Genomic DNA, 25,860 nt, shown 5'->3' with positions numbered 1-25,860 from the left:
GGTTTTCCTTACGCCTTGACGCCCAGATAGCGGTCGATGGTCTCGGGGTCGCTGCGGAACTGCCCGGCCGTGGCGCAATGCACGATGCGGCCCAGTTCCAGGATGTAATGCCGGTCGGCAAGCTGGCTGCAGACGGCAAGGTTCTGCTCGACCAGCAGGATCGGCACGCCGGCCTCGCGGATCAGGCGGATCTGGGCGACGATCTCCTCGACGATGATCGGGGCGAGGCCCTCGACCGGCTCGTCCAGCATCAGCACCTTGGGGCCATTGAGCAGCGCCCGGGCGATCGAGAGCATCTGCTGCTCGCCCCCCGAAAGCTGGCCGCCGCCGTTCTTCCTGCGCTCCTCCAGCCGCGGGAAGATGCGGTAGATGTCGGCCAAAGCCCAAGGCGAGCCGCGGCGCGCGGCGATGCGCAGGTTCTCCTCGACGGTCAGCAGCTGGAAGATGCCGCGATCCTCGGGCACCAGCGACAGCCCCGCCGCGGCGATGCGATGCGCCGGCTGGCCGGTGACGTCGCGGCCGGCCAGTTCGACGCGCCCCTGACGCGGCGCGATCAGGCCCACGGCGGTCTTCAGCGTCGTGCTTTTGCCGGCGCCGTTGCGGCCCAGCAGGGTGACGATCTCGCCCGGCCCGACCTCCAGCGTGACGCCCTGCAGGATGTGGCTCTTGCCATAATAGGCGTGCAGGTCGGTCAGTTTCAGCGCGGCGGTCATGCGATGTCCCCCGTAATCATGTTGCCCAGATAGGCGCGCTGCACCTCGGGGTCGTCGCGGACCTGCGCGGGCGGACCCTCGACCAGCTTGCGGCCCAGCCGCATCACCGTGACCATGTCCGAGATGTTCATCACGATGCCCATGTTATGCTCGATGAACAGCACGGTATGGTCGCGGCCGAGGTCGCGGATCAGCTGTTTCATCGCCTCGATATCGTCGATGCCCATGCCGGAGGTCGGCTCGTCCAGCAGGATGACGCGCGGGCGCGCCGCCATGGCCATGCCGACCTCCAGCCGGCGCTGCTGGCCATGCGACAGCTCGCCCGCCAGCCGGCGTGCCACGCGGGCAAGCGCCAGACGCTCGATCACCTCATCGGCGATGGCCAGCGCCTCGGCATTGGCTTCCGCCCGCCGCCAGGGCGCCAGCGCCTGCCAGGGCGTCCGGCCCTGGGCGGCAAGGCGCAGGTTCTCGCGCAGGGCCAGGTTGGGAAACAGGCTTGTGACCTGAAACGAGCGCGCGATGCCAAGCCGCACCCGGTCGTCGTCCGAGGTGTCGGTGATGTCGCGCCCGTCCAGCTCGATCCGGCCCGAGGATGCCCGCACCCGCCCGGTCAGCGCGTGGAACAGCGTGGTCTTGCCCGCCCCGTTCGGCCCGATGATCGAATGGACCGAGTTGCGGCGGATCTGCAGGTCCACCTCGGCCAGCGCGTGGAAGGTGCCGTATTTGACCCCAAGGCCGCGGGTCTGCAAGGCGATGTCGGTCATCTCAATGCTCCTCGGCCGGGGTTTCGGGCGCGCGCTCGCGGCGGAAGGCCAGGTCGTAGCCCCGCTCGACCAGCCCCCAGAGCCCGCGCTGCAGGAACAGCGCCACCGTGACCAGCACCAGGCCCAGAAGCAGCAGCCAGCGCGGCCAGACGGTGGACAGCGCATCGGCCAGCAGCAGGTAGAACCCCGCCCCCAGCACCGAGCCGAAGAGGCTGGAGCTGCCGCCGATGATGGTCATGATCAGGATCAGCTCGCTGGTGTGGTATTCGATGTTCGACAAGGGCGCGACGCCGATCAGCATCGCGTGCAGCGCGCCGCCGAAGGCCGTGACCGCGCCCGAGATCGCGAAAGCCTCAAGCTTGAACAGCTTGGTCGGGAAGCCGATGGCGGCCGCCCGCCCCTCGTTCTCGCGGATCGCCAGCAGGGTGCGGCCGAAGGTCGATTGCGTGACCATGACCAGGATCGCAAAGACCGCCACGAAGCAGATGGCGACGAAGGTGTAATAGGACCAGGGCGCGTTCAGCGCCGTGCCGCCGACCGAGGGGCGCGGCACGCCCAGCAGCCCGTTGTCGCCGCCGGTCACGCCGCTGAACGTATAGGCGACGAAATAGAACAGCTGCGAAAAGGCCAGCGTCAGCATGACGAAATAGACCCCCTGCCGGCGGATCGACAGCCAGCCGACCAGCGTGGCCGCGGCCGCGCCCAGCACCGCCGCGCCGGCCAGCACCAGGGGCACCGGGACCTGCCAGCGCGTCAGGCAGATGCCCGCGACATAGGTGCCGATGCCGAAGAAGATGCCCTGCCCGAAGGACAGCAGGCCCGTATAGCCCAGCAGCAGGTTGCAGGCCGCGACGACCATGGCGAAGATCAGGATCTCGGTCGCGAGGATCCCGGATTTCAGGAACAGCGGCAGGACCAGCACGGTCAGCAGCGCCAGCGCCAGCTGCGCATAGGGTTTGTCCAGCGGGTTCATGCTCATGCCCTCCCCAACAGGCCGCGGGGCATCAGCGCGATGACCAGCGCCATGCCGACATAGATCATCAGCCGCGCGCCCTCGGGCCAGAGCGTGGTCATGACGCTTTGCACCACCCCGACCAGCAGGCCCGCGACCAGCGCGCCGGTATAGCTGCCCATGCCGCCGATCACGACGACGACGAAGGCCACCGACAGCGCCTCGATCCCCATGAAGGGCTCGACGCCGCGGATCGGCGCGGCCAGCGCGCCCGCAAGCCCGGCCAGCCCGGCGCCGAAACCGAAGACGGCGGTGTTGATGCGCAGCGTGTTGTAGCCCAGCAGCGCCATGTTCGCCGGCGACTCGGACCCGCCGCGCACGATGGCGCCCAGCCGCGTGCCCTCCAGCAGCCACCACAGCAGCCCGGCCAGAACGGCGGTGAAGCCGATGGTGAAGAGCCGGTATTGCGGATAGATGAAATCGCCCAGGATCACGACGCCCTGCAGCCCCTCAGGCGCCGGCACCGAGCCGCCCAGCGGCCCCCAGGCGATGATGACCAGTTCCTGCACGACCAGCGCCAGGCCGACCGTCACCAGGATGTGGAAGGTATGCGGCAGCTTGTAGATGCGATGCAGCAGCACCGCCTCGATCAGCGCGGCAAGGCCGGCGACGATCAGCGTGGCCAGCGGCATGGCGGCCCAGAAGCTGAAGCCGCGCATGGTCAGGTCATAGGTCAGATAGGCGCCCAGCAGGTAGAAGGCGCCATGGGCGAAGTTCACGAACTGCAACAGGCCGAAGATGACGCTGAGGCCGACGGCGAGCAGGAAATACAGCATCCCCAGACCGATGCCGTTCAGAACCTGGAAAAGGTAGATCACGGGCTTCTCCCTAAAACCGGGCGAAAAGGTCCCGCGCGACCGCAATCGCGCGGGGAGGCGGGGAATCAGGCGGGCATGGCGCAGCCGGCATCCTCTGGCGCAAGGAAGGATTTGCCGGCGCTGATGATCTCGGCGTAATCGTCCTTGTCGGCCATGTCGGCCTTGGCCTTGCCCTTGAGCAGGTAGTAGTCCTTGATGACCTGGTGGTCGGCGGCGCGGATCTCTTCCTCGCCGGTCAGGCCCTGGTATTTCAGCCCGTTCAGCGCCGCGGCGACGCCCGCCCCATCCGGCGAGCCGGCCTTGACCGCCGCCTCCAGCAGCAGTTTCGCGCAGATATAAGAACCGGCAAAGGAATAGTTCGGGTTGAAGCCGTGCTTTTCCTGCACCTTGGCGACCAGCTCGCGGTTCAGCGCCGAATCGGCGCCGTGCCAGTATTGCGCGCCGAAATAGACGCCTTCGCAGATATCCGGCCCCAGCGCCTCGAACTGCTCCAGCCCCGAGGCCCAGGCGACGACGATGGTCATGCGCTGCTTGAGGCCAAAGCTGACCGCCTGCCGCAGCGTGTCCGAGCTTTGCGCGCCGAAGTTCAGCAGCAAGAGCACGTCGGGCTGCGCGGCGATGGCATTGGTCAGGTAGCCGGAAAATTCCTTGTCGGTCAGCGAATGGTAGCTGTTGCCGACATGCTCGATGCCCTTTTCCGCGAACACATCCTTGGCGGCGTTCAGCAGCCCGTCGCCAAAGACATATTGCGGGGTGATCGTATACCATTTCTTGGCATCGGGCAGCGCGTCGATGATCGGGCGCACGGTTTCGTTGATGGCGCCATAGGTCGGCACCGACCAGCGGAAAGTGGCCTTATTGCAATCGACGCCGGTGATCTCGTCGGCGCCGGCGGTGGTCATGAAGGCGCCGCCGCCGCGCTCGACCTCCTTGCCCATGGCCAGCGATTCCGACGAGAGGATGCCGCCCGCGAACAGCTTCACCCCGTCCTGCGCCAGCGCATCCTGCACCTTGCGCACCGCGGTCGCGGGCTTTCCCTCGGTATCGAGGTCGAGGGTCGAGACCTGCACGCCATGCGCGGCCGCGACCTCTTCGGCGGCCATCACCGCGCCGATGGTGGCGAATTTGCCGTTGGCCGCGAAGGCGCCCGAGATCGGCACCGGCACGCCGATCTTCAGCGCCTCGCCCTGGGCAAGGGCGCGGGTGACAAGCCCCGGCGCGGCGAGCGAGGCCGCGGCCAGCGTGGATGTGGTCAGGAAACGGCGACGATTGAGCATGAGCAAACCCTGTTGTTGGCGTTGCATTGGTTCTTGGGAGGCAACTTTCAAAACTATACGGATAGATATGATTATCTGTCTATAAGCGGTCTCGCCTTGCGCTCTAAATATTTCAGTTTTAAATCAATCTGTTAACTGTTTCTGCGACGCAGCAATACTTTCGCATCCGCAAAAGCGGCCGCGTGGAAATGCGCGACAAGGGCCTGCCACCGCATCCGATTCGGCCCAGGCTCGCCAAACTGGCCCCATGTATTGGCACAATCTGGCTCTATCGCTTTGCCGCGTTCGGGCGCAGTCAGAAGAAAACCCCTTTGCGCAGGAGTCCGGCCATGACGCTCGATCTGAACCCCAACGACATGTCGCATGTGGTGGCCGCCGACCGCGCCCATGTCTGGCACCACCTCAGCCAGCACAAGCAGTATGAGACCATCGACCCGCGCGTCTTCGTCGAGGGCAAGGGCATGCGGCTGTGGGACGCCACCGGGCGCGAGTTCCTCGATGCCGTCTCGGGCGGCGTCTGGACCGTGAACGTGGGCTACGGCCGCGAAAGCATCGCCAATGCGATCCGCGACCAGCTGGTCAAGCTGAACTATTACGCAGGCGCCGCCGGCACCGTGCCGGGCGCCGTCTTCGCCCGAAAGCTGATCGAGAAGATGCCGGGCATGACCCGGGTCTATTACTCGAACTCGGGCTCCGAGGCGAACGAGAAGGTCTACAAGATGGTGCGCCAGATCGCGGCGCGCCACCATGGCGGCAAGAAATGGAAGATCCTCTATCGCGACCGCGACTATCACGGCACCACCATCGGCACGCTGGCGACCAGCGGCCAGGACCAGCGCGCCATCGCCTACGGTCCCTTCCCCGACGGCTTCGTGCGCGTGCCGCATTGCCTTGAATACCGCAAGCAATGGGACGTGGAAAACTATGGCGAGCGCGCCGCCGACGCCATCGAGGAGGTGATCCTGCGCGAAGGCCCCGATACCGTGGGTTGCCTCGTGCTGGAGCCGGTGACGGCCGGCGGCGGCGTCATCACCCCGCCCGAAGGCTATTGGCAACGCGTGCAGGAGATCTGCCGCAAATACGACATCCTGCTGCATATCGACGAGGTGGTCTGCGGGCTTGGCCGCACCGGCACCTGGTTCGGCTATCAGCAATACGGGATCGAGCCGGATTTCGTCACCATGGCCAAGGGCGTCGCCTCGGGCTATGCGGCGATCTCCTGCACCGTCACCACCGAACGCGTCTTCGAGATGTTCAAGGACGCGCCCGAGGACGGCATGAGCTTCTTCCGCGACATCTCGACCTTCGGCGGCTGCACCTCGGGGCCGGTGGCGGCGATCGAGAACATGCGCATCATCGAGGACGAGGGCCTGCTCGACAACACCGTCGCCATGGGCGAGCGCACGCTGGCGAACCTCAACGCGCTGATGGAAAAGCACAAGGTCATCGGCGACGTGCGCGGCAAGGGCCTGTTCTGCGGCGCCGAGCTGGTCTCGGACCGCGCCACGAAAGAGCCGATGGACGAGAAGAAGGTGCAGGCCGTCGTGGCTGACTGCCTTGCGCAGGGCGTCATCATCGGCGCGACCAACCGCTCGCTGCCCGGCTTCAACAACACGCTTTGCCTGTCGCCGGCGCTGATCGCCACGGCCGACGACATCGACCGCATCACCGATGCCATCGACAACGCCCTGACCAAGGTCTTTGCCTGACCCTTGATCCGCGGCGGCATTCGGGGAACTGATGGACCCCGTCAGCCGCCGCGGATCACCCCATGCCGATTCCCCCCGACGCCTTCTTCCTGGACCATGCCGCCGGCCTGCCCCTGCAGGTGCAGCTGCGCCGCCAGATCATCGCCGCGGTAACCGCCGGCCGCTTCCGCGCGGGCGAGAAACTGCCCTCGACCCGGGCGCTGGCCCGGCATCTGGGCGTGGCGCGGGTGACCGTGGCGCAGGCCTTCGCGGAGCTCGTCTCGACCGATTACCTGGCCAGCCGCGACCGCTCGGGCCATTACATCTCGGACGGCATCGAGCGGCGGCTGGAGGCCGAGCCCCCCGCCCCGGACACGCCGCGCTTCGACTGGGACAGCCAGCTGGAAGGCCGTTTCGCCCGCGCGGCCCGCACGGATCGCGAGCGCGACTGGCGCCGCTTCGCCTATCCCTTCGTCTATGGCCAGGCCGATCCGGCGCTGGTCGACCATGCCGCCTGGCGCGACTGCGCCATGCGCACCTTGGGCCGGCGCGAATTCGATTCCGTCACCGGCGATCTCTACGATGCCGACGACCCGGAGCTGGTCGATCACATCGCCCGCCAGATCCTGCCCCGGCGCGGCATCAGCGCCGGGCGCGACGAGATCCTGCTGACCATGGGGGCGCAGAACGCGCTGTGGCTGGTGGCGCAGCTGCTCTTGCGCCCCGGCACCTCCTGCGCGGTCGAGGATCCCTCCTATCCCGGCCAGCGCGAGATCCTGCTGGCCAGCCGCGCCCGCATCCTGCCGGTCCCGGTCGATGCGCGCGGCCTGCCGCCCGACGCCATCCCGCCCGGCATCGCCGCGGTCTTCACCACCGCCAGCCACCAATGCCCGACCAATTCCACCATGCCGCTGGCCCGGCGCAAGGAACTGCTGGCCCGCGCCCAGGCGCAGGGCTTCGCGGTGGTCGAGGACGATTACGAATTCGAGATGTCCTTCGCCGGCGCGCCTTCGCCCGCGCTCAAGGCCATCGACCGGGCCGGGGCGGTGATCTATATCGGCTCCTTCTCGAAATCGGTCTTTCCAGGCGTGCGGCTGGGCTATGTCGTGGCCGATCCCCGTTTCATCGCCGAGGCGCGGGCGCTGCGCGGCATGGTGCTGCGCCACCCGCCCGGCCACATGCAGCGCACGCTGGCGCATTTCCTGTCGCTGGGCCATTACGACGCGCAGGCCAACCGCATGCGCCGCGCCTATGCCCGGCGGCGCGAGGTGATGCTGGCCGCCATCGCGCGCGAGGGGCTGCGCCTCGCCTCGCCCGGGGCGACCGGCGGGTCGAGTTTCTGGCTGGCAACGCCCGAGGGGGTGGATTCGGCCGCGCTTGCGGCCCGGCTCAAGACGCGCGAGGTGCTGATCGAGCCGGGGGCGCCGTTCTTCGCCTCTCCCGGTCGCGGCAGCGGCTTCTATCGCCTCGCCTATTCCTCGATCTCGGCCGAGCGCATCCCCGAGGGCATCCGCCGCATCGGCGATGCGCTGCGCGAGATGGCGGGATAGGGGGGGCGCCGGCTCCGCCCGCCGGATCTCAGGTTCCGGCGTCGCGGAAATCCAGCCGGCCCGACAGCAGGATGGCGATGGTCGAGCAGACCGCGCCCGACAGCAGATACAGCCCCGCCGCCGGCAGGCCCAGCCAGGTCGAGAGCAGCAGCGCCGTCAGCGGCGCGAAGCCGGCGCCGAACATCCAGGCCAGGTCCGAGACGATGGCCGAGCCGGTATAGCGGTTGCGCGCCTCGAACAGCGAGGCGACCGCGCCCGAGCTTTGCCCGAAGCTGAGGCCCAGGATGAAGAAGCCGACGATCATGTAGACCACCTCGCCGGTCTTGCCCGCCGACAGCAGCAGCGGCGCGAGCACGGCGAAGCCGGCGATCAGCAGCGCCCCGATCAGCAGCAGGCGCCGCCGGCCGATGCGGTCGGCCAGCCAGCCCGACAGCAGGATGGCGGCGATGCCGCCGGTCGCGGCCACGGCCTCGATGATCAGGAAGCTCAGCAGCGTCTCGTTGGTGTAAAGAAAGATCCAGGACAGCGGATAGACCGTGACCATGTGGAACATGGCAAAGCTGGCCAGCGGCACGAAGATGCCGAGCAGGATGGCGCCGCCATCCTCGCGCAGGGTCCTGCCGATGCGGGTCGGCTGCAGCTCGCGCGATTCGAAGAGCTCGGCGAATTCCTCGGTGGCGACGATGCGCAGCCGCGCGAACAGCGCCACGACATTGACCGAGAAGGCGACGAAGAACGGATAGCGCCAGCCCCAGTCCAGGAAATCCTGCGCCGTCAGGTTGGCCGCCAGATAGGCGAAAAGCAGCGTGGCGACGATCAGCCCGATCGGCGCGCCCAGCTGCGGCACCATGGCGTAAAAGCCGCGGCGGCTGCGCGGCGCGGTCAGCGCCAGAAGCGCGGGCATGCCGTCCCAGGCCCCTCCCAGTGCCAGGCCCTGCGCGATGCGCAGCACGGCCAGGATGATCACGGCCCAGCCGCCGACATTCTCGTAGCTGGGGATCAGGCCCATGGCCACGGTGGCGGTCCCCATCAGGAACAGCGCCGCGGTCAGCTTGGTGACGCGGCCGTGGCGGCGGTCGATGCTCATGAACAGCGCGCTGCCCAGCGGCCGGGCGACGAAGGCCAGCGCCAGCAGCGCGAAGGACAACAGCGTCCCGGTCAGCGGATCGGTGAAGGGAAAGATCCGCTGCGGAAAGACGATCACCGAGGCGATGGCGAAGACGAAGAAATCGAAGAATTCCGAGGTGCGCCCGATGATGACGCCCACGGCGATATCCGAGGGCGAGACCTTGTGACGCCCCGGCGAGGCGGGCGATTGCGCGGCTTGCCCGGCGGGCATGGAGGAGGTTGTGCTCATGTTCCCGAAGAATCCGATCCGATCCAGATCCGCACCGCGCATGGACCAAGCCCGCCGCGGCATTTCCGTCCCTATTGCTGCCGCAAGCGGGGGGCAAAAAGCATACGGCAAATCGTCGCATACCGATTTGATCCAGGTCAAGGTAACTAACCTGATATCGTGCCGCGCATCCGCGACTCGGCCCCCTTTCCCGCCGTCTGCCTCGACGCTTCACGGACCTCGGATCGTTCCATGACCCATAAACGAACATTCGCCCGCCTGCCATGGCTTGCCCTTCTGCTTCCCCTTGCCGCCTGCAAGGCCGAGGTCCTGGCCCCGGCAGGCGACATCGCCGCGCGCCAGCGCGACCTTCTGGTGATCTCGACCCTGCTGATGCTGCTGATCATCGTGCCGGTGATGGTGCTGACCGTGGTCTTCGCCCGCCGCTACCGCGAAAGGAACAGGGACGCGGTCTACCGCCCGGACTGGGACCATTCGACCAAGCTGGAATTCGTCATCTGGGCGGCGCCGCTGCTGATCATCATCACCCTGGGCGCGCTGACCTGGGTCGGCACGCATCTTCTGGACCCCTACCGGCCGCTGGACCGCATCGCCTCTGACCGGCCGGTGACCGAAGAGCACAGGCCCCTGCCGGTGCAGGTGGTGGCGATGGACTGGAAATGGCTGTTCATCTATCCCGAGCAGGGCATCGCCTCGGTCAACGAGATGGCGGTGCCGGTGGATCGCCCGGTCGCGTTCACCCTGACCTCGACCTCGGTGATGAACGCCTTCTACATTCCGGCGATGGCCGGGATGATCTATGCCATGCCGGGGATGGAGACCAAGCTGAACGGCGTCTTCAACCATCCCGGCGAATACAAGGGCATCGCCTCGCATTACTCGGGGCACGGCTTTTCGGGCATGCATTTCAAGGCACTGGCCACCGACGAGGCGGGATTCGACGCCTGGGTCGAGAAGGCGCGGGCCTCGGGCGGCACGCTGGACCGCCCGCGCTACCTGGAACTGGAGGCGCCCAGCGAGAACGTGCCGCCGATGTCCTTCGCCGAGGTCGATCCGCAGCTGTTCCAGCGCATCGTCAACATGTGCGTCGAGCCGGGCAAGATCTGCATGGCCGAGATGATGGCGCTGGACGCGCAGGGCGGCACCGGGCTGGCCGGCACCATGAACATGACCCAGCTGACCTATGACAAGCATCAGCGCCGCGGCACCCGCGCGCCGGTGCTGGGCTGGGAGCCGTTCCAGGTCGCCTCGTTCTGCACGCCCGAGGATTCGGCGCTGATGTTCGGCCAATCGCCCGAGCTGGCCCGCGCGCCGCTGGACACGGCCCCGCTGCGCGGCCATGCGCTGGTGCCGCCGAAAGGGCCCTTCGCCCCTTCGCAAGACAATGCCGTCACGCTGCTGGACCCGACCGAGGGCCGGGCGCGGAACTTCTGATCGGACGCAAAGCATGGCTACCTTTTCCAACGAGACCACCTTTCTTCTCGGCCGGCTGAACTGGGACGCGATCCCGAAGGAGCCGATCGTCTGGGCCACCTTCGTCGTCGTCGCCCTGGGCGGCATCGCGCTGCTTGCGGCGCTGACGCGATACCGGCTCTGGGGCTGGCTCTGGCGCGAGTGGTTCACCTCGGTCGACCACAAGAAGATCGGCATCATGTATATCATCCTGGCGCTGATCATGTTCCTGCGCGGCTTTGCCGATGCGGTCATGATGCGGCTGCAGCAGGTCTGGGCCTTCGGCGGCTCCGAGGGCTACCTGAACGCGCATCACTACGACCAGATCTTCACGGCGCATGGCGTCATCATGATCTTCTTCGTGGCGATGCCCTTCATCACCGGGCTGATGAACTATGTCGTGCCGTTGCAGATCGGCGCGCGCGACGTGTCCTTCCCCTTCCTCAACAACTTCTCGTTCTGGATGACGGTGGGGGGTGCGGTCATCACCATGGCCTCGCTGTTTCTGGGCGAGTTCGCGCAGACCGGCTGGCTGGCCTTTCCGCCGCTGTCGGGCATCGGCTACAGCCCCTGGGTCGGGGTGGACTATTACATCTGGGGGCTTCAGGTCGCCGGCGTCGGCACCACGCTGTCGGGCATCAACCTGCTGGTGACGATCCTGAAGATGCGGGCGCCGGGCATGACCATGATGCGGATGCCGATCTTCACCTGGACCTCGTTCTGCGCCAATATCCTGATCGTCGCCTCGTTCCCGGTGCTGACCATGACGCTGATCCTGCTGACGCTGGACCGCTACGTGGGCACCAATTTCTTCACCAACGACCTTGGCGGCAATCCGATGATGTATATCAACCTCATCTGGATCTGGGGCCACCCCGAGGTCTATATCCTGATCCTGCCGCTGTTCGGCGTGTTTTCGGAAGTCACCTCGACCTTCTCGGGCAAGCGGCTGTTCGGCTATTCCTCGATGGTCTATGCCACCGTCTGCATCACGGTGCTGAGCTATCTGGTCTGGCTGCACCATTTCTTCACCATGGGCTCGGGCGCGTCGGTGAACTCGTTCTTCGGGATCACCACGATGATCATCTCGATCCCGACCGGGGCCAAGCTCTTCAACTGGCTCTTCACCATGTATCGCGGCCGCATCCGCTACGAGCTGCCGATGATGTGGACGGTGGCCTTCATGCTGACCTTCGTCGTGGGCGGCATGACCGGGGTGCTGCTGGCGGTGCCGCCTGCCGACTTCGTGCTGCACAACTCGCTGTTCCTGATTGCGCATTTCCACAACGTCATCATCGGCGGCGTGCTGTTCGGCCTGTTCGCGGCGATCAACTTCTGGTGGCCGAAGGCCTTCGGCTTCAAGCTCGATGTGTTCTGGGGCAAGGTCTCGTTCTGGTTCTGGGTCGTGGGCTTCTGGGTCGCGTTCATGCCGCTCTATATCCTGGGCCTGATGGGCGTGACCCGGCGGCTGCGCGTCTTCGACGATCCCGACCTGCGGATCTGGTTCGCCATCGCCGCCTTCGGCGCGGTGCTGATCGCGGCGGGCATCGCGGCCATGTTCGTGCAGTTCGGCGTCTCGATCCTGCGCCGCAACCGCCCGGACTATCGCGACGTCAGCGGCGATCCCTGGGACGGGCGGACGCTGGAATGGGCGACCTCCTCGCCGCCCCCGGCCTACAACTTCGCCTTCAGCCCGATCTCGCACGGGCTGGATACCTGGTGGGAGATGAAGCAGCAGGGCGCCGCCCGCCCGACCGCCGGCTTCATGCCCATCCACATGCCGAAGAACACCGGCACCGGCGTGATCCTGGCCGCGCTGGCGACCATCTGCGGCATGGCGCTGGTCTGGTATGTCTGGTGGCTGGCGGCGGCTAGTTTCCTGGGCATCATCGCCGTCGGGATCGCCCATACCTTCAACTACGACCGCGACTATTACATCCCCGCCTCGGAGATCGAGGCGACCGAGGATGCCCGGACGCGCCAGCTTGCGCAGGGGGTTTGAGAGATGAGCCACGCGACAACCGACACCATGCGCCAATACTGGGAGCTTGAGCCCCATCACCACCCCGAGGGCGCCTCGACCAGCCTGGGCTTCTGGGTCTACCTGATGAGCGACTGCCTGATGTTCGCGGTGCTCTTCGCGGTCTATGGCGTGCTGGGCACCAGCTTCGCCGCCGGGCCGGGACCGAAGGATCTGTTCGACCTGGAGCTGGTGGCGGTCAACACCGCCATGCTGCTTCTGTCCTCGATCACCTTCGGCTTCGCCATGCTGGCCATGGGCAAGGGCGACCAGCGCGGCACGCTGCGCTGGCTGGCGGTGACGCTGTTCTTCGGCCTGTGCTTCCTGGGCATCGAGCTTTACGAGTTCCACCACCTGATCCATATCGGCGCCGGGCCGCAGCGGTCCGGGTTCCTGTCGGCCTTCTTCACGCTGGTCGGCACGCATGGGCTGCACGTCACCTTCGGCTCGATCTGGCTGGTGACGCTGATGGTGCAGATCACCCGCACCGGGCTGATCCCGGCGAACCAGCGCCGCATGGTCTGCCTGTCGATGTTCTGGCACTTCCTCGACGTCATCTGGATCGGCGTCTTCACCTTCGTCTATCTGCTGGGGATGATCTGATGTCCGCCGAACACGCTCATGCGCATCACGACGATCACGGCCACGACCATGGCAGCCATGCCTCTTACCTCAAGGGGTTCCTGCTCTCGGTGATCCTGACCGCGATCCCCTTCGGCCTGGTCATGGCCGGCGGCTTCGAAAGCCGGGCGCTGACCGCCGTCACGGTGATCGGCTTCGCCGTGGTGCAGATCCTGGTCCACATGGTCTATTTCCTGCACATGAACGGCAGGCAGGAAGAGGGCTGGACCATGCTCTCGACCATCTTCACCGTGGTGGTGGTGGTCATCCTGCTGGCCGGCTCGCTCTGGGTCATGTATCACATGAACACCAACATGATGCCGCAGATGGACCATGAGCTGATGCAGGGCTTCGGTTCGTGACCCTGCGCCGGCTGGCGGCGCCGGCCGGGGCGCTGGCGGTGTTCCTGGCGCTGATGGCGCTGGGGGTCTGGCAGGTGCAGCGGCTGGCCTGGAAGACCGACCTGATCGCCCGGGTCGAGGCGCGTCTGGCCGAGCCGCCCGCCCCCGCCCCCGGACCTGCCGAATGGGCGGGGATGGACGCGCGCGATGCGGAATATCGCCGCATCGCGGTGACGGGAACCTATCGCGCGGACAGCGACACGCTGGTCAAGGCGGTGACGGAACGCGGCCCGGGTTTCTGGGTGATGACACCGATGCAGACCGCGCAGGGCTGGACCGTGCTGGTCAATCGCGGCTTCGTCGCGGATGCCGCCCGCGACGACCGCCCCCTGCCGGGCGGCGAGGTGACGGTGACGGGCCTTCTGCGCATGAGCCAGCCCGGCGGCGCCTTCCTGCGCGGCAACGACCCCGGGGCCGGGCGCTGGTATTCCCGCGACACGGCCGCCATCGCCGCGGCGCAGGGGCTGGGCCCGGTGGCGCCCTGGTTCCTCGACGCCGATGCCCAGGGCGACGGCGCGCAACCCACAGGCGGGTTGACCGTGATCCGTTTCCGCAACAGCCATCTGGGCTATGCGCTGACCTGGTTCTCGCTGGCGGCGCTATGGGCCGGCTGGCTTTTCTGGGCCTGGCGCCGGGGACGGCGGGACGACCGCGGCAGCGGCCGGTCCTGAACCCGCGCGCCGGCAGCGCGCCCTGCCCGGCCGGCGGCAGGGACAGCCGTCCCGCCGCAGAGCGGGGCCGTCGCGGTCAGTCCAGCAGCCTGCGCGCGATCACCTGGGCCTGGATCTCGGCCGCGCCCTCGAAAATGTTGAGGATGCGCGCATCGCACAGCACGCGGCTGATGGCATATTCCAGCGCGAAACCGTTGCCGCCGTGGATCTGCAAGGCATTGTCCGCCGCCGCCCATGCGACGCGGGCGCCCAGAAGCTTGGCCATCCCGGCCTCCAGGTCGCAGCGCCGGCCGTGGTCCTTTTCCCAGGCGCTGAAATAGGTCAGCTGCCGGGCGACCATGATCTCGACCGCCATCATGGCGAGCTTGTCGGCAACGCGCGGGAATTCGATCAGCGACTTGCCGAACTGCTTGCGGTCGATGGCATAGCGCATGCCGATCTCGGCCGCCGATTGCGCCACGCCCACGGCGCGGGCGGCGGTCTGGATGCGCGCCGATTCGAAGGTCTCCATCAGCTGCTTGAAGCCGCGCCCCGGCTCGCCGCCCAACAGGTTCTCGCCCTTGACGCGGAAGCCGTCGAAGCCGAGCTCGTATTCCTTCATGCCGCGATAGCCCAGGACCTCGATCTCGCCGCCGGTCATGCCGGGGGTCGGGAAGGGATCGTCGTCGGTGCCCGGTGTCTTTTCGGCCAGGAACATCGACAACCCGCGCCAGTCGGTGGTCTCGGGGTCGGTGCGGGCCAGGAGCGTCATGACATGCGTGCGCTGCGCATGGGTGATCCAGGTCTTGTTGCCGGTGACCACCCAGTCGTCGCCGTCCCTGACCGCGCGGGTGCGCAGGCTGCCCAGGTCGCTGCCGGTGTTCGGCTCGGTAAAGACCGCCGTCGACAGGATCTGACCCGAGGCGAGGCCCGGCAGCCATTTCGCTTTCTGCTCCTCGGTGCCGCCGCAGAGGATCAGCTCGGCCGCGATCTCGCTGCGGGTGCCGAGGCTGCCCACGCCGATATAGCCGCGCGACAATTCCTCGGTCACCACCACCATCGAGGCTTTCGAGAGGCCCAAGCCCCCGAATTCCTCGGGGATGGTCAGGCCGAAGACGCCGAGCTCGGCCAGTTCCTCGATGATCTCCATCGGGATCAGCTGGTCCTTCAGGTGCCATTCATGGGCGTTGGGGATCACCCGCTCCTCGGCATAGCGGCGGAACTGGTCGCGGATCATCTCCAGGTCCTCGTCCAGCCCGGTGGCCCCGAAGGTGGCGCGGCCCTGATTGTCCTGCATCAGCCGCGCCAGCTCGGCCCGTGCCGGCGCGGTGTTGCCGCGCATCAGCCCCGCCGCCGCCTCGCCCGGCTGCCAGTCGATCCCGAGGTCCGCAAGCCGGGCGAATTCCGTCTGGCTCATCGGGATGCCGCCGGCGATCTGGGTCAGGTATTCGCCCAGGCCGATCTGCAGGATCAGCGCCTCGGTCCGGCCCAGGCTGCCCGCCTCGGCCAGCCGCGCCGCCCAGCCGGTCAGCTGGCGAATCGATTCGACATAGGTGGCAAGCCAGGACAGCGCATGGGCGGCATGCTGATGCTGTTCCAGCAAGGCCGGCTGCGGCTTGCCCGAGGGGGCGACCAGCGCGCGCAGCGCCTCGGTGGCGCGCGATTGCAGGGTTTCAAGCTCCGGCAGGGCCGCGGCGGCAAGCGCCAGCAGGGCGGAGGGCGTATCGGCTGGCATCGGGGGCATCGGGGGCATGTCCTTCATGGCAGACTCCTTGTGCGGCGTTGCAGCATGACTAGCCGTTTCGCAACCGCAGCGCAACTATCATGCGAAATCCAGACGAAACGCGAACTAAAATGTCCCGCAGATTGCGCAAGAACGGCCCTTGCGGCGGGCGGCGTGGCGCAGCAACCTGCGGCCATGTTCGGCCTCGACCCCTTCCATTTCTGGACCGCCATCGCGATCACGCTGTTTTCCGGCTTCGTGAAGGGCGCCATCGGCTTTGCCATGCCGATGATCATGCTGGCGGCGCTGGGGTCCTTCCTGACCGCGCAGCAGGCGGTGGCGGCGGTGATCCTGCCGGTGCTGGTCACCAATATCCGCCAGGCGCTGCGCGGCGGCTGGCGGCCGGCCTGGCAGGCAAGCTGGGCCTATCGCTGGCATATCGGCATGGTGGTGCTGTTCATCCCGGTCAGCGCCTTCTTTGCCCCGCGGGTGCCGCAATGGCTGATGTATGCCATCATCGGCCTGCCGATCTCGGGTTTCGCACTGTGGCAGATCCTGGGCCGCAGCCTGGTCCTGCCGGTGCATCACCGCCGGCGCATGGAGATCGCGACCGGGGTCGTCGGCGGGCTGATCGGCGGCATCTCGGGCATCTGGGGGCCGCCGCTGCTGGTGCTGCTGCTGTCGCTGCATGCGCCCAAGCAGGAACAGATGCGGGTGCAGGGGGTGGTGTTCTTCCTGGGCGCGGCGGTGCTGACCGTCTCGCATCTGCAATCGGGGCTGCTGAACGCCCAGACCCTGCCGTTTTCGGCGATCCTCGTCGTCCCGGCGCTGGTCGGCATGGGGCTGGGCTATCTGGCGCATGACCGGCTGGACGCGGCGCGGTTCCGGCGCTGGACGCTGATCCTGCTGGCGCTGACCGGCGCCAACCTGCTGCGCCGCGCGCTGGAGCTTGCGGGTCCGGCGGTGTAACCACAGGCCAAAAGCGAAAGGCCCGCCATGACCCTGATCCCCGACCCCGCCCAACTGACCGCAAGGCTGATCCGCTGCGCCTCGGTCACGCCCGACGAGGGCGGCGCTTTGAGCCTGCTGATGACCGTGCTGGGCGCGGCGGGTTTCGAATGTCACCGCGTGGACCGCGAGGGGGTGCCGAACCTGTTCGCGCGCTGGGGGGCAAGGGGCGCGCGCAGCTTCGGCTTCAACGGCCATACCGACGTGGTGCCGCCCGGCGATCCGGCCAGCTGGACGCATCCGCCCTTTTCCGGGCACGAGCAGGACGGCTGGATCTGGGGCCGGGGCGCCACCGACATGAAATCCGGCGTCGCCGCCTTCGCCGCCGCCGCCATCGGTTTCGTGACCGAGACGCCGCCGCCGGACGGCGCGGTGATCCTGGCCATCACCGGCGACGAGGAGGGCCCCGGCAAGCACGGCACCCGCGCGCTGCTCGACTGGATGGCGGCGCGGGGCGAGCGGATGGATGTCTGCATCGTCGGCGAGCCCTCGAATCCCGACCGCATGGGCGAGATGATCAAGATCGGCCGGCGCGGCTCGATGACCCTGCAGATCGAGGCGCATGGCATCCAGGGCCACGCCGCCTATCCGCATCGCGCCCGCAACCCGCTGCACGCGCTGGTGCGGCTGCTGAACGAGCTGACCGAGACGCCGCTGGACGAGGGGACCGAGCATTTCGACCCTTCGGGCCTGCAGGTGACGACGGTGGATTGCGGCAACCCGGCCTCGAACGTGATCCCGGAACGGGCGCGGGCGGTGATCAACATCCGCTTCAACGACGCCCATAGCTCGGAGAGCCTCGACCGGATGATCCGCGCCCGCGCGGCGGCGATCTCGGCCGAGACCAGGGTGGATTTCGCCATCTCGACCGATGTGTCGGGCGAAAGCTTCCTGACCCGGCCCGGCCCCTTCGTCGATCTGGTCGCCGAGGTGGTGCAGGAGGAGACCGGGCTGATCCCCGTGCTCTCGACCTCGGGCGGCACCTCGGATGCGCGTTTCGTCAAGGATCATTGCCCGGTGCTTGAATTCGGGCTGGTCGGGCATTTCATGCATCAGGTGGACGAGCGCGTGCCGGCCGATCAGGTCCGCCAGCTTGCCCGGATCTATCGCCGCATCCTGGAGCGTTATTTCGCATGATCGAGAAGACCACCGACCTCGACACCTGCCGCGCCATCCGCCGCGAGGTCTTCATCGTCGAGCAGAACGTCCCCGAGGCCGAGGAATGGGACGGCCGCGACGACGCGGCGATCCACCTGCTGGCGCGGGATGACAGCGGCCGGGCCGTCGGCACCGCCCGCATCCTGGTCGAGGGCGCGACCGGCAAGATCGGCCGCGTCGCGGTGCTGAAACCGGCGCGCGGCACCGGGACCGGCGCGGCGCTGATCCGCGCGGCGCTGGACGAGCTGCGCGCCCTGCCCGGCGTCACCCGCGCCAAGCTGGGCGCCCAGACCCATGCCATCGGCTTTTACGAGAAGCTGGGCTTTGCCGCTTACGGCCCCGAATACGACGACGCCGGCATCCCGCATCGCGACATGGCGCTGGAGCTTTGATGATCCGCCCGGAACTGGCCGAGAAGCTGCGCCCCTGGGCCGAAACCGGCGCCGCGCTGGCCGCGACCGGGTTCGGGCTGTGGGTGTTCTCGCTGGGCGGCTGGATCCTGTGGCCCATCGGCGCGGTCATTGCCGCGGCCTCGGCGCTTTGGGCGCTGGACGCGCGGCGGCGGATGCGCTTCCGCCACGACACGCTCGGCCCCGGCATGGTCGAGCTGGACGAGGGCGCGATCCGCTACCTGTCGCCCAGCCGGCTGCTGGGCGGCGAGATCGCGCTGCGCGAGCTGGCCGAGATCCGGCTGATGCGGCTGAACGGCCGCCGGCACTGGCGGCTGAAAAGCGGCGACGGCCAGGCGCTGCTGATCCCCGTCGATGCGGCGGGGGCCGAGCATCTGGCCGGTGCCTTCGCCACGCTGCCGGGGATCGAGATGGGGCGCCTCGCCTCGGCGCTGGCGCCGGATGCGCCCGCGATCCAGACCGTTTGGACGAGGCCGGTTCGCGCCCGCTTGACTTGACGCGCCGCGCTTGCCACCTGTGGCACGCAAGGCAAACGAAAGGCCACCGATGTCCATTCCCCAACAGGGCGGCGGCCCGATCGAGCGTCCCGAACAACTGGCCGAGTATCTCGCCGCGGGCGAAAAACCGCGCGACGCCTGGCGCATCGGCACCGAGCACGAGAAATTCGGCTATCGCCATGCCGACCTGATGCCCCTGCCCTATGAGGCCGCGCCCGGCCAGCCCTCGGTCAAGGCCATGCTGGAGGGGTTGCAGAGCCGCTTCGGCTGGACCCCGGTGCTGGAGGCCGGCAACATCATCGGGCTGGAGCGGGACGGCGCCAATGTCAGCCTGGAGCCGGGCGGGCAGCTGGAACTCTCGGGCGCGCCGCTGGAGACCATCCACCAGACCTGCGACGAGGTGAACAGCCACCTGGCCGAGGTCAAGACCGTCGCCGACGAGCTGGGCGCGGGCTTCATCGGCCTGGGCGCCGCGCCGATCTGGACGCAGGAGCAGATGCCGATGATGCCCAAGGGGCGCTACCGGCTGATGACCGATTACATGGGCCGGGTCGGCACGCTGGGCACGCAGATGATGTATCGCACCTGCACCGTGCAGGTGAACCTCGACTTCGCCAGCGAAGCCGACATGGTGCAGAAGCTGCGCGTGGCCCTGGCCCTGCAGCCGGTGGCGAATGCGCTTTTCGCCAATTCGCCCTTCCTCGACGGCCAGCCGAACGGCTGGAAAAGCTGGCGCGCGCATATCTGGCAGAATCTCGACGCGGCGCGCACCGGCATGCTGCCCTTCGCCTTCGAGGACGGGTTCGGCTATGAGCGTTGGGTCGATTACGTGCTCGATGTGCCGATGTATTTCGTCTATCGCGACGGCAAATACATCGACGCGCTGGGGCAGAGCTTCCGCGATTTCCTGCAGGGCAAGCTGCCGGCGCTGCCGGGCGAGATCCCGACGCTGTCGGACTGGGCCGACCACCTGACCACGGTCTTCCCCGAGGCGCGGGTCAAGAAATTCATCGAGATGCGCGGCGCCGACGGCGGCCCCTGGCGGCGGCTTTGCGCCCTGCCGGCGCTCTGGGTGGGGCTGGTCTATGACCAGTCGGCGCTGGACGCGGCCTGGGACCTGGTCAAGGGCTGGGATGCCGAGACGCGCGAGGCCTGGCGGCGCGGCGCCGGGCTCAAGGCGCTGGATGCCGAGGTGAACGGCGTGAAGATGCGCGACCTAGCGCGCGAGGTGCTGGCGATCTCGGAAGCCGGGCTGAAGGCGCGGGCCCGCACCGGCTCGGGCGGACTGGTCCCGGACGAGACGCATTTCCTGAACGCGCTCAGGGAAAGCGTCGAGACGGGCAAGGTGCCCGCCGACGAGTTGCTGGAGAAATATCACGGCGAATGGGCGGGCGATCTCAGCCGCATCTACGCCGAGTATTCCTATTGACCAAGGGCCGGGTGATCCCCGGCCCTTTTCGCATCACGTTCGCATCACGCCTGCGCCGGTTCACGCCTGCGGCGCGGGGGGCTGCGGCTGGCTGCGGCCCTGCATGAACTGGTCGAACTCGGCCTTGTCCTTGGCTTCGCGCAGCTTCTGCAGGAAGTCGAGGAATTCGCGATGCTCGTCCTCCAGCCGCTTCAGCGTTTCCTCGCGATAGGCGTCAAAGGCGCTGTTGCCGGTCGGCGCGCCGAAACCGTGGCGATAATGGCGGCCGTGGTGATGATGGCGGTGGCGACAGGAAAACATGCGTTTGCTCCAGATCATGTAACCCAGGATGGCAAGGCCCAAGGGCCAGCAGGCGATGAAGGTCAGGATCATGGCGGCGATCCAGGCGCCCTTCCCGCGTTCGTCCAGCCAGTCCCGGATGCCGGCCAGTGCTGCGCCGATCCGGTCGAAGGCGGAGGGGCGCGGGGCGATGTCAGTGTTCATTGCGGTCCCTTTCCGATGTGAATGTTAATCACATTTACATAGATGGAGCCGAGTCCGCCGGGTTCAAGGGAAGCGGCGAAAATTTTCTGCCGGATTTTCGGGTGGCGGGTTCGCCGGTCGGGCCGCGTTCAGTCGGGGATCACGCCCAGGCCGCGCAGATAGATCAGCGCGCCGCTTTCCAGCATGTCGGCCGGCGAGATGGGCGAGCGCGATCCGGGCTTGCCGCGGCCGAACAGCTCGACCACGCCGTGGCTCAGCGCCCAGATGTGGTCCGCGACCATGCCGGGCGGCGGGCGGCGCCCCGCGGGCAGCTGCGCGAACAGCGCCTCGGCGCCGCGCACCAGGATGCCGCGCGCCCGTTCCGAGGCCTGCGACAGCCCGGCATTGCCGGCGATCGAGATGCCGGATTCGAACATGGCGATGTAGAAGCCGCGCCGCTCGGCCGCGAAGCTCAGGTATTCCTGTCCCATGCGCAGGAAGGCGGTCAGCGGCCGCGGGCGCCCCTCGTCGAAGGCGGTCTCCAGCCTGTCGGCGAATTCCTCGAACCCTTGCCGGGCGACCTCTTCCAGCAGGTCCTCGCGGCCGGTGAAATGGCGATAGGGCGCGGCGGCGCTGACCCCGGCCAGCCGCGCGGCCTCGGCCAGGGTGAAGGCCTGCGGGCCGTTCTCCTCGATCAGCCGCACCGTGGCCTCGACAAGGGCCTGGCGCAGGTTGCCATGGTGATAGGAGGATCGGGCCATGTCCGGCCCTTACATGCCTTCGCCGAAATAGTCCCCGACCAGCGCGCTCAGCGCATCGGCCAGCTCGGCCGCCTGCGCGCCGCGCGTGGTGACGCGGATGGTGCTGCCGCGCGGCGCGGTCAGCATCAGCAGGCCCATGATCGAATCGCCCGAGACGCTCATCCCGTCCTTCTCGACGGTGGCCTGGGCGTCGAAACGCTCGACCGTCTCGACGAATTTCGCGCTGGCCCGCGCGTGCAGGCCCTTTTCGTTGATGATCGCCAATTCGCGGGTGACGGCCCCGTTGGTCATGTCATTCATGAAGCGGCACGGTTCGGGATGGGAAGCACATCGGCAGGCAGGACGTCATAGCTGTTGATGTACTTGCGTCCCGCATCCTTGGCCAGCGATACCGCATCCGCAACCGGCAGTTTGCGCGATTTGGCCAGCTTGACCAGCATCGGCAGGTTCGCCCCGTAGAGAATCGAGCGATTCCGCATCGCACAGGCCATCAGCGACAGGTTCGAGGGCGAGCCGCCGAACAGATCCGTCACCACCACCACGCCGTCGCCCGCATCCACCGCATCGGCGGCGGCGCAGATTTCGGCCTGCTTCTCGCCGCGATCATGGTTTTCCTCGATCGTCACGGCCTTGATCCCGGTCTGCGGCCCCACGACATGCTCGACCGCCGAGAGATATTCCCTGGCCAGCCCACCATGCGCCACGATGACAATTCCGATCAATTCGCCTCACCACGCACCAGCCGTTCACCCTTGCGCCAAAGCTGTGCGAGAGGCCCGAACAGGACCCTCATCCCCAGGTGCCGGCGCCTTTTCACGGCGTTCAAGTTCCCGATGTCTAATTGACACTTGCCAGCCTGCTTTCGCAAGCGCATCTGCCATTTTTTCCGCCATTGTGACAGAACGGTGTCGCCCCCCGGTGCAGCCGAAGCCGATCGCCAGGTGGGCCTTTCCCTCTTCCAGATGGGCAGGCAGGGCGAAAAGCACAAGATCCAGCACCTTGCGGAAGAACTCGTCGAACCGCGAATCGGCCATCACATATTGCTGAACCGGCGGGTCGCGGCCGTCCAGCGGCCGCAGTTCCGCCCGCCAATGGGGGTTGGCGAGGAATCGGCAGTCGAACATCATGTCCACGCCGCGCGGCACCCCGCGCTTGTAGGAATAGGACTGGACCGAGACGGTCAGCCGCCGCCCCGGCTCGGTCTCGAACCAGCGGGCCAGTTCCGCCTTCAGGTCATGCGGCGACAGGTCCGAGGTGTCGACCAGCACGTCGGCCCGGGCCCGGATGGGGGCGAGCATGTCGCGCTCGGCCCGGATGGCGTCCAGCGGCGAGCCCTCGGCCCGCAGCGGATGGCGACGGCGGGTTTCATTGAACCGTCGCAGAAGCTGTTCGGTCGTGCAGTCCAGGAACAGCACCTCGGGCGCGTATTCGGGCAGCCGGGTCAGCTTGTCGATCAGCTCGGTCAGGTTGGCGACGGAAAAGTCGCGGTTGCGGACATCCAGACCCAGCGCCAGCGGCACCGGCCGGGCCGGCCCGTCCAGCAGCCGCGGCACCAGCGACAGCGGCAGGTTGTCGATGGCCTCGTAGCCCAGATCCTCAAGCACGTTGATGGCCGTCGAGCGCCCAGCCCCGGACGGCCCGGTGATCAGCACCAGCCGCTGGGCCTGCTCGTCCTGACTGCCCAAGGGGCTTCTCGCCTCCGGCATGGTTCGGCCTACCTCTCGCGCAAATCCGTGTCCGCCCGTCCGGCCACAAGATATTGCAACAATGTTGACGCAAGATGAACACGGCCCGCGCCAAGGACAAGGGGCAAGGACCTGCCCATAAGGTCAAGGCGGCGGTCGGGCGGCAGGCGGTCCGGCTCGGGGCGCTCCAGATCGACCGCCAGCGCCAGTTCGACCGGCCCGTGCGGCACGGCATGCAGGATGCCGACGCCGCGCGCCTCGATGCGGCCGCGAATCGAATCGGGCGCATCGGCAATGACGGCGGCGCCCTCGCGGCGCAGCACGGTGCGGTCGTCCGCCACCAGCGCCGCGCCCAGGGCCATCATTTCAAGCGCCAGGCCGGATTTCCCCGATCCCGAAGGCCCCAGGATCAGCAGCCCCCTGCCCCGATGGGCAATGCAGGATGCATGCAGGATCATCGCGCGCGCCTCCGTTTCACCCCCGGCCGAATCGCCCCGATCCGCGATGCCGGGCCGGCTGTCCTTGTGGCGGATTCTTGCGGGCAAGGCCACGCTTCGGCAAATGATAGCGCTAACCGTCTCTGATTGCGCTAACCCTGTCCATAAGTGCGCTTTCGCCCGGGAAATGCCGTGTTATAGGACGCGCAACGGCCGGTTGCCGGCCCGGAATTCAAGCAGGAGCACAGGTGCCATGAGCGAACCGCGCGTCAATCCGAATTGCCGTCTCGAAGACCAGGGGATCACGGGGCTCGGCAATGTCCACTACAACCTGCTCGAACCGGCGCTGATCGAGGCGGCCATCCAGCGCGGCGAAGGCAAGCTGGGCCTTGGCGGCACCTTCCTGGTCTCGACCGGGGCCCATACCGGCCGCTCGCCCAAGGACAAACATGTCGTGCGCACCCCCGCGGTGGAAGACAGCATCTGGTGGGAAAACAACCGCCCGATGGAGCCCGAGGCCTTCGACCGGCTGCATGCCGACATGCTGGAACACATGAAGGGCAAGGACTATTTCGTTCAGGACCTCTACGGCGGCGCGGATCCTGCCCTGCGCCTCGACGTCCGGGTCGTGACCGAACTGGCCTGGCACGGGCTGTTCATCCGCAACCTGCTGCGCCGTCCCGAAGCGGCCGAGCTGGCCAGCTTCGCGCCGGAATTCACCATCATCAACTGCCCCTCGTTCAAGGCCGATCCGGCCCGCCACGGCTGCCGCTCGGAAACCGTGATCGCGCTGAATTTCGACAAGAAGCTGATCCTGATCGGCAATACCGCCTATGCCGGCGAGAACAAGAAATCGGTCTTCACGCTCTTGAACTACATCCTGCCGGAAAAGGGCGTGATGCCGATGCATTGCTCGGCCAACCACGCGCTCGGCAACCCGGACGACAGCGCCATCTTCTTCGGCCTCTCCGGCACCGGCAAGACCACGCTTTCGGCCGATCCCTCGCGCACGCTGGTCGGCGATGACGAGCATGGCTGGTCCGACACCGGCATCTTCAACTTCGAGGGCGGCTGCTACGCCAAGACCATCAACCTCTCGGCCGAGGCCGAGCCGGAGATCCACGCCACCTGCTACAAGTTCGGCACGGTGATCGAGAACATGGTCTACGACCCCGACACGCTGGAACTGGACTTCGAGGACAACTCGCTGACCGACAACATGCGCTGCGCCTATCCGCTGGAGCAGATCTCGAACGCCTCGCCGACCTCGCTGGGCGGCCAGCCGAAGAACGTGATCATGCTGACCTGCGACGCCTATGGCGTTCTGCCGCCGATCGCGCGGCTGACCCCGGCGCAGGCGATGTATCACTTCCTGTCGGGCTTCACCTCGAAGACGCCCGGCACCGAGGTCGGCGTGACCGAGCCGACGCCGACCTTCTCGACCTGCTTCGGCGCCCCCTTCATGCCGCGCCGCCCGGAAGTCTATGGCAAGCTGCTGCAGGAAAAGATCGCCAAGACCGGCGCGGCCTGCTGGCTGGTCAATACCGGCTGGACCGGCGGCGCCTTCGGCACCGGCAAGCGCATGCCGATCAAGGCCACCCGCGCCCTGCTGACCGCGGCGCTGGACGGCTCGCTGAACAACGCCCAGTTCCGCAAGGATCCGAATTTCGGCTTCGAGGTCCCGGTCTCGGTGCCCGGCGTCGAGGACCGGCTGCTCGACCCGCGCCAGACCTGGGCGGATGGTGCCGCCTATGACGCCCAGGCCCGCAAGCTGGTCGGCATGTTCAGCGACAATTTCGCGCAATATGCCGACAAGATCGACGACGACGTCCGCGCCGCCGCCATCGGCTGAAGCCTGACGGAGAGATGATGCGAAGGGCGGTCCCACGGGGCCGCCCTTTTCGCTTTCGGCACCGCCTAAGGGGGCTTTGCGCCCCCGCCGGCCTGCGGCCGACTCCCCCGCAGGA

General features: G+C 67.4%; 26 protein-coding genes. 13 read left to right on the top strand and 13 right to left on the bottom strand.

Annotated features, from left to right (window positions below; genetic code table 11):
• Positions 1-8: 8 nt before the first annotated feature.
• From LOS78_RS12500 to LOS78_RS12480, 5 genes are all read right to left on the bottom strand, one after another.
• Positions 9-713 carry an ABC transporter ATP-binding protein gene (locus tag LOS78_RS12500; RefSeq protein WP_028712172.1) on the bottom strand — a complete coding sequence of 235 codons (705 nt, stop codon included), beginning with the start codon at positions 711-713 and terminating at the stop codon, positions 9-11.
• Positions 710-1,477, bottom strand: coding sequence for an ABC transporter ATP-binding protein (locus tag LOS78_RS12495; protein WP_230378430.1), 768 nt, complete (start codon positions 1,475-1,477; stop codon positions 710-712). Before LOS78_RS12495 ends, LOS78_RS12500 begins: the two co-directional genes overlap by 4 nt.
• Position 1,478: 1 nt before the next feature.
• Positions 1,479-2,450 (bottom strand): branched-chain amino acid ABC transporter permease, encoded by a 972-nt coding sequence (locus LOS78_RS12490; protein ID WP_230378429.1) that lies wholly within the window; start codon positions 2,448-2,450, stop codon positions 1,479-1,481.
• Between the two features lie 2 nt (positions 2,451-2,452).
• Positions 2,453-3,307 carry a branched-chain amino acid ABC transporter permease gene (locus LOS78_RS12485; RefSeq protein WP_082657992.1) on the bottom strand — a complete coding sequence of 285 codons (855 nt, stop codon included), beginning with the start codon at positions 3,305-3,307 and terminating at the stop codon, positions 2,453-2,455.
• Positions 3,308-3,372: 65 nt separating this feature from the next.
• Positions 3,373-4,584: an ABC transporter substrate-binding protein gene (locus tag LOS78_RS12480; RefSeq protein WP_028712176.1), complete on the bottom strand. Its 1,212-nt coding sequence runs from the start codon at positions 4,582-4,584 to the stop codon at positions 3,373-3,375.
• A 329-nt stretch (positions 4,585-4,913) separates the two neighbouring features.
• Between LOS78_RS12480 and tpa the strand changes: the two genes are divergently transcribed.
• Both tpa and LOS78_RS12470 read left to right on the top strand, forming a co-directional pair.
• Complete coding sequence (tpa, locus tag LOS78_RS12475; RefSeq protein WP_230378428.1) at positions 4,914-6,293, top strand: hypotaurine--pyruvate aminotransferase Tpa; 1,380 nt, start codon at positions 4,914-4,916, stop codon at positions 6,291-6,293.
• 62 nt (positions 6,294-6,355) lie between these two features.
• Positions 6,356-7,822 carry a PLP-dependent aminotransferase family protein gene (locus LOS78_RS12470; protein WP_028716626.1) on the top strand — a complete coding sequence of 489 codons (1,467 nt, stop codon included), beginning with the start codon at positions 6,356-6,358 and terminating at the stop codon, positions 7,820-7,822.
• A gap of 28 nt (positions 7,823-7,850) precedes the next feature.
• Here the strand turns inward: LOS78_RS12470 and LOS78_RS12465 are convergent, their stop codons facing one another.
• Positions 7,851-9,179 (bottom strand): MFS transporter, encoded by a 1,329-nt coding sequence (locus LOS78_RS12465; RefSeq protein WP_230378427.1) that lies wholly within the window; start codon positions 9,177-9,179, stop codon positions 7,851-7,853.
• Between the two features lie 231 nt (positions 9,180-9,410).
• Here LOS78_RS12465 and cyoA point away from each other — a divergent pair, with 231 nt between their 5' ends.
• The 5 genes from cyoA to LOS78_RS12440 are packed head-to-tail and all read left to right on the top strand — an operon-like array spanning position 9,411 to position 14,344.
• Positions 9,411-10,613, top strand: coding sequence for a ubiquinol oxidase subunit II (gene cyoA / locus LOS78_RS12460; RefSeq protein WP_230378426.1), 1,203 nt, complete (start codon positions 9,411-9,413; stop codon positions 10,611-10,613).
• 13 nt (positions 10,614-10,626) lie between these two features.
• The gene (cyoB, locus tag LOS78_RS12455) at positions 10,627-12,633 is read left to right on the top strand and encodes a cytochrome o ubiquinol oxidase subunit I (RefSeq protein WP_028712181.1); all 2,007 of its coding nucleotides are present in this window, start codon (positions 10,627-10,629) and stop codon (positions 12,631-12,633) included.
• Between the two features lie 3 nt (positions 12,634-12,636).
• Positions 12,637-13,254, top strand: a complete 618-nt coding sequence (cyoC, locus tag LOS78_RS12450) for a cytochrome o ubiquinol oxidase subunit III (RefSeq protein ID WP_230378425.1) — start codon at positions 12,637-12,639, stop codon at positions 13,252-13,254.
• Positions 13,254-13,634, top strand: coding sequence for a cytochrome o ubiquinol oxidase subunit IV (gene cyoD, locus LOS78_RS12445; RefSeq protein WP_028712183.1), 381 nt, complete (start codon positions 13,254-13,256; stop codon positions 13,632-13,634). Before cyoC ends, cyoD begins: the two co-directional genes overlap by 1 nt.
• Positions 13,631-14,344: an SURF1 family protein gene (locus LOS78_RS12440; protein WP_230378424.1), complete on the top strand. Its 714-nt coding sequence runs from the start codon at positions 13,631-13,633 to the stop codon at positions 14,342-14,344. Before cyoD ends, LOS78_RS12440 begins: the two co-directional genes overlap by 4 nt.
• A 76-nt stretch (positions 14,345-14,420) precedes the next feature.
• On the opposite strand, the gene LOS78_RS12435 is transcribed toward LOS78_RS12440, so the two are convergent.
• Entirely contained in the window at positions 14,421-16,076 is a 1,656-nt protein-coding gene (locus LOS78_RS12435) for an acyl-CoA dehydrogenase family protein (protein ID WP_230378517.1), read from the bottom strand.
• A gap of 144 nt (positions 16,077-16,220) precedes the next feature.
• Between LOS78_RS12435 and LOS78_RS12430 the strand changes: the two genes are divergently transcribed.
• From LOS78_RS12430 to LOS78_RS12410, 5 genes are read left to right on the top strand one after another with little or no spacing between them, the layout of a single operon-like run.
• Positions 16,221-17,015, top strand: coding sequence for a sulfite exporter TauE/SafE family protein (locus tag LOS78_RS12430; protein ID WP_230378423.1), 795 nt, complete (start codon positions 16,221-16,223; stop codon positions 17,013-17,015).
• A 27-nt stretch (positions 17,016-17,042) separates the two neighbouring features.
• Complete coding sequence (gene dapE / locus LOS78_RS12425; RefSeq protein WP_156929433.1) at positions 17,043-18,191, top strand: succinyl-diaminopimelate desuccinylase; 1,149 nt, start codon at positions 17,043-17,045, stop codon at positions 18,189-18,191.
• Positions 18,188-18,604 carry a GNAT family N-acetyltransferase gene (locus LOS78_RS12420; RefSeq protein WP_230378422.1) on the top strand — a complete coding sequence of 139 codons (417 nt, stop codon included), beginning with the start codon at positions 18,188-18,190 and terminating at the stop codon, positions 18,602-18,604. Before dapE ends, LOS78_RS12420 begins: the two co-directional genes overlap by 4 nt.
• Positions 18,604-19,119 carry a hypothetical protein gene (locus LOS78_RS12415; protein ID WP_230378421.1) on the top strand — a complete coding sequence of 172 codons (516 nt, stop codon included), beginning with the start codon at positions 18,604-18,606 and terminating at the stop codon, positions 19,117-19,119. Before LOS78_RS12420 ends, LOS78_RS12415 begins: the two co-directional genes overlap by 1 nt.
• 49 nt (positions 19,120-19,168) lie before the next feature.
• Complete coding sequence (locus tag LOS78_RS12410; protein ID WP_230378420.1) at positions 19,169-20,548, top strand: glutamate--cysteine ligase; 1,380 nt, start codon at positions 19,169-19,171, stop codon at positions 20,546-20,548.
• 60 nt (positions 20,549-20,608) lie between these two features.
• On the opposite strand, the gene LOS78_RS12405 is transcribed toward LOS78_RS12410, so the two are convergent.
• The 6 genes from LOS78_RS12405 to LOS78_RS12380 all read right to left on the bottom strand — a co-directional run bounded on the left by LOS78_RS12405 (position 20,609) and on the right by LOS78_RS12380 (position 23,914).
• Positions 20,609-21,031, bottom strand: a complete 423-nt coding sequence (locus tag LOS78_RS12405; RefSeq protein ID WP_230378419.1) for a DUF2852 domain-containing protein — start codon at positions 21,029-21,031, stop codon at positions 20,609-20,611.
• A gap of 128 nt (positions 21,032-21,159) precedes the next feature.
• On the bottom strand, positions 21,160-21,771 hold the full coding sequence (locus LOS78_RS12400) for a TetR/AcrR family transcriptional regulator (RefSeq protein ID WP_230378418.1): 612 nt from the start codon (positions 21,769-21,771) through the stop codon (positions 21,160-21,162).
• A 9-nt stretch (positions 21,772-21,780) separates the two neighbouring features.
• Positions 21,781-22,071, bottom strand: a complete 291-nt coding sequence (locus tag LOS78_RS12395) for an HPr family phosphocarrier protein (protein ID WP_028712192.1) — start codon at positions 22,069-22,071, stop codon at positions 21,781-21,783.
• Positions 22,068-22,493, bottom strand: coding sequence for a PTS sugar transporter subunit IIA (locus LOS78_RS12390; protein WP_028712193.1), 426 nt, complete (start codon positions 22,491-22,493; stop codon positions 22,068-22,070). Before LOS78_RS12390 ends, LOS78_RS12395 begins: the two co-directional genes overlap by 4 nt.
• A gap of 24 nt (positions 22,494-22,517) precedes the next feature.
• Positions 22,518-23,477 carry an RNase adapter RapZ gene (gene rapZ / locus LOS78_RS12385; RefSeq protein ID WP_028712194.1) on the bottom strand — a complete coding sequence of 320 codons (960 nt, stop codon included), beginning with the start codon at positions 23,475-23,477 and terminating at the stop codon, positions 22,518-22,520.
• 8 nt (positions 23,478-23,485) lie between these two features.
• Complete coding sequence (locus LOS78_RS12380; RefSeq protein WP_230378417.1) at positions 23,486-23,914, bottom strand: HPr kinase/phosphorylase; 429 nt, start codon at positions 23,912-23,914, stop codon at positions 23,486-23,488.
• A 232-nt stretch (positions 23,915-24,146) separates the two neighbouring features.
• Here LOS78_RS12380 and LOS78_RS12375 point away from each other — a divergent pair, with 232 nt between their 5' ends.
• Complete coding sequence (locus LOS78_RS12375) at positions 24,147-25,745, top strand: phosphoenolpyruvate carboxykinase (RefSeq protein ID WP_230378416.1); 1,599 nt, start codon at positions 24,147-24,149, stop codon at positions 25,743-25,745.
• Positions 25,746-25,860: the final 115 nt, after the last annotated feature.

The sequence above is a fragment of the Paracoccus sp. MA genome (genome assembly GCF_020990385.1).
Classification (GTDB): Bacteria; Pseudomonadota; Alphaproteobacteria; order Rhodobacterales; family Rhodobacteraceae; genus Paracoccus.
The sequence above is the reverse complement of the archived record's forward strand: the minus strand, read 5'-3'. Positions and strand labels throughout refer to the sequence as shown.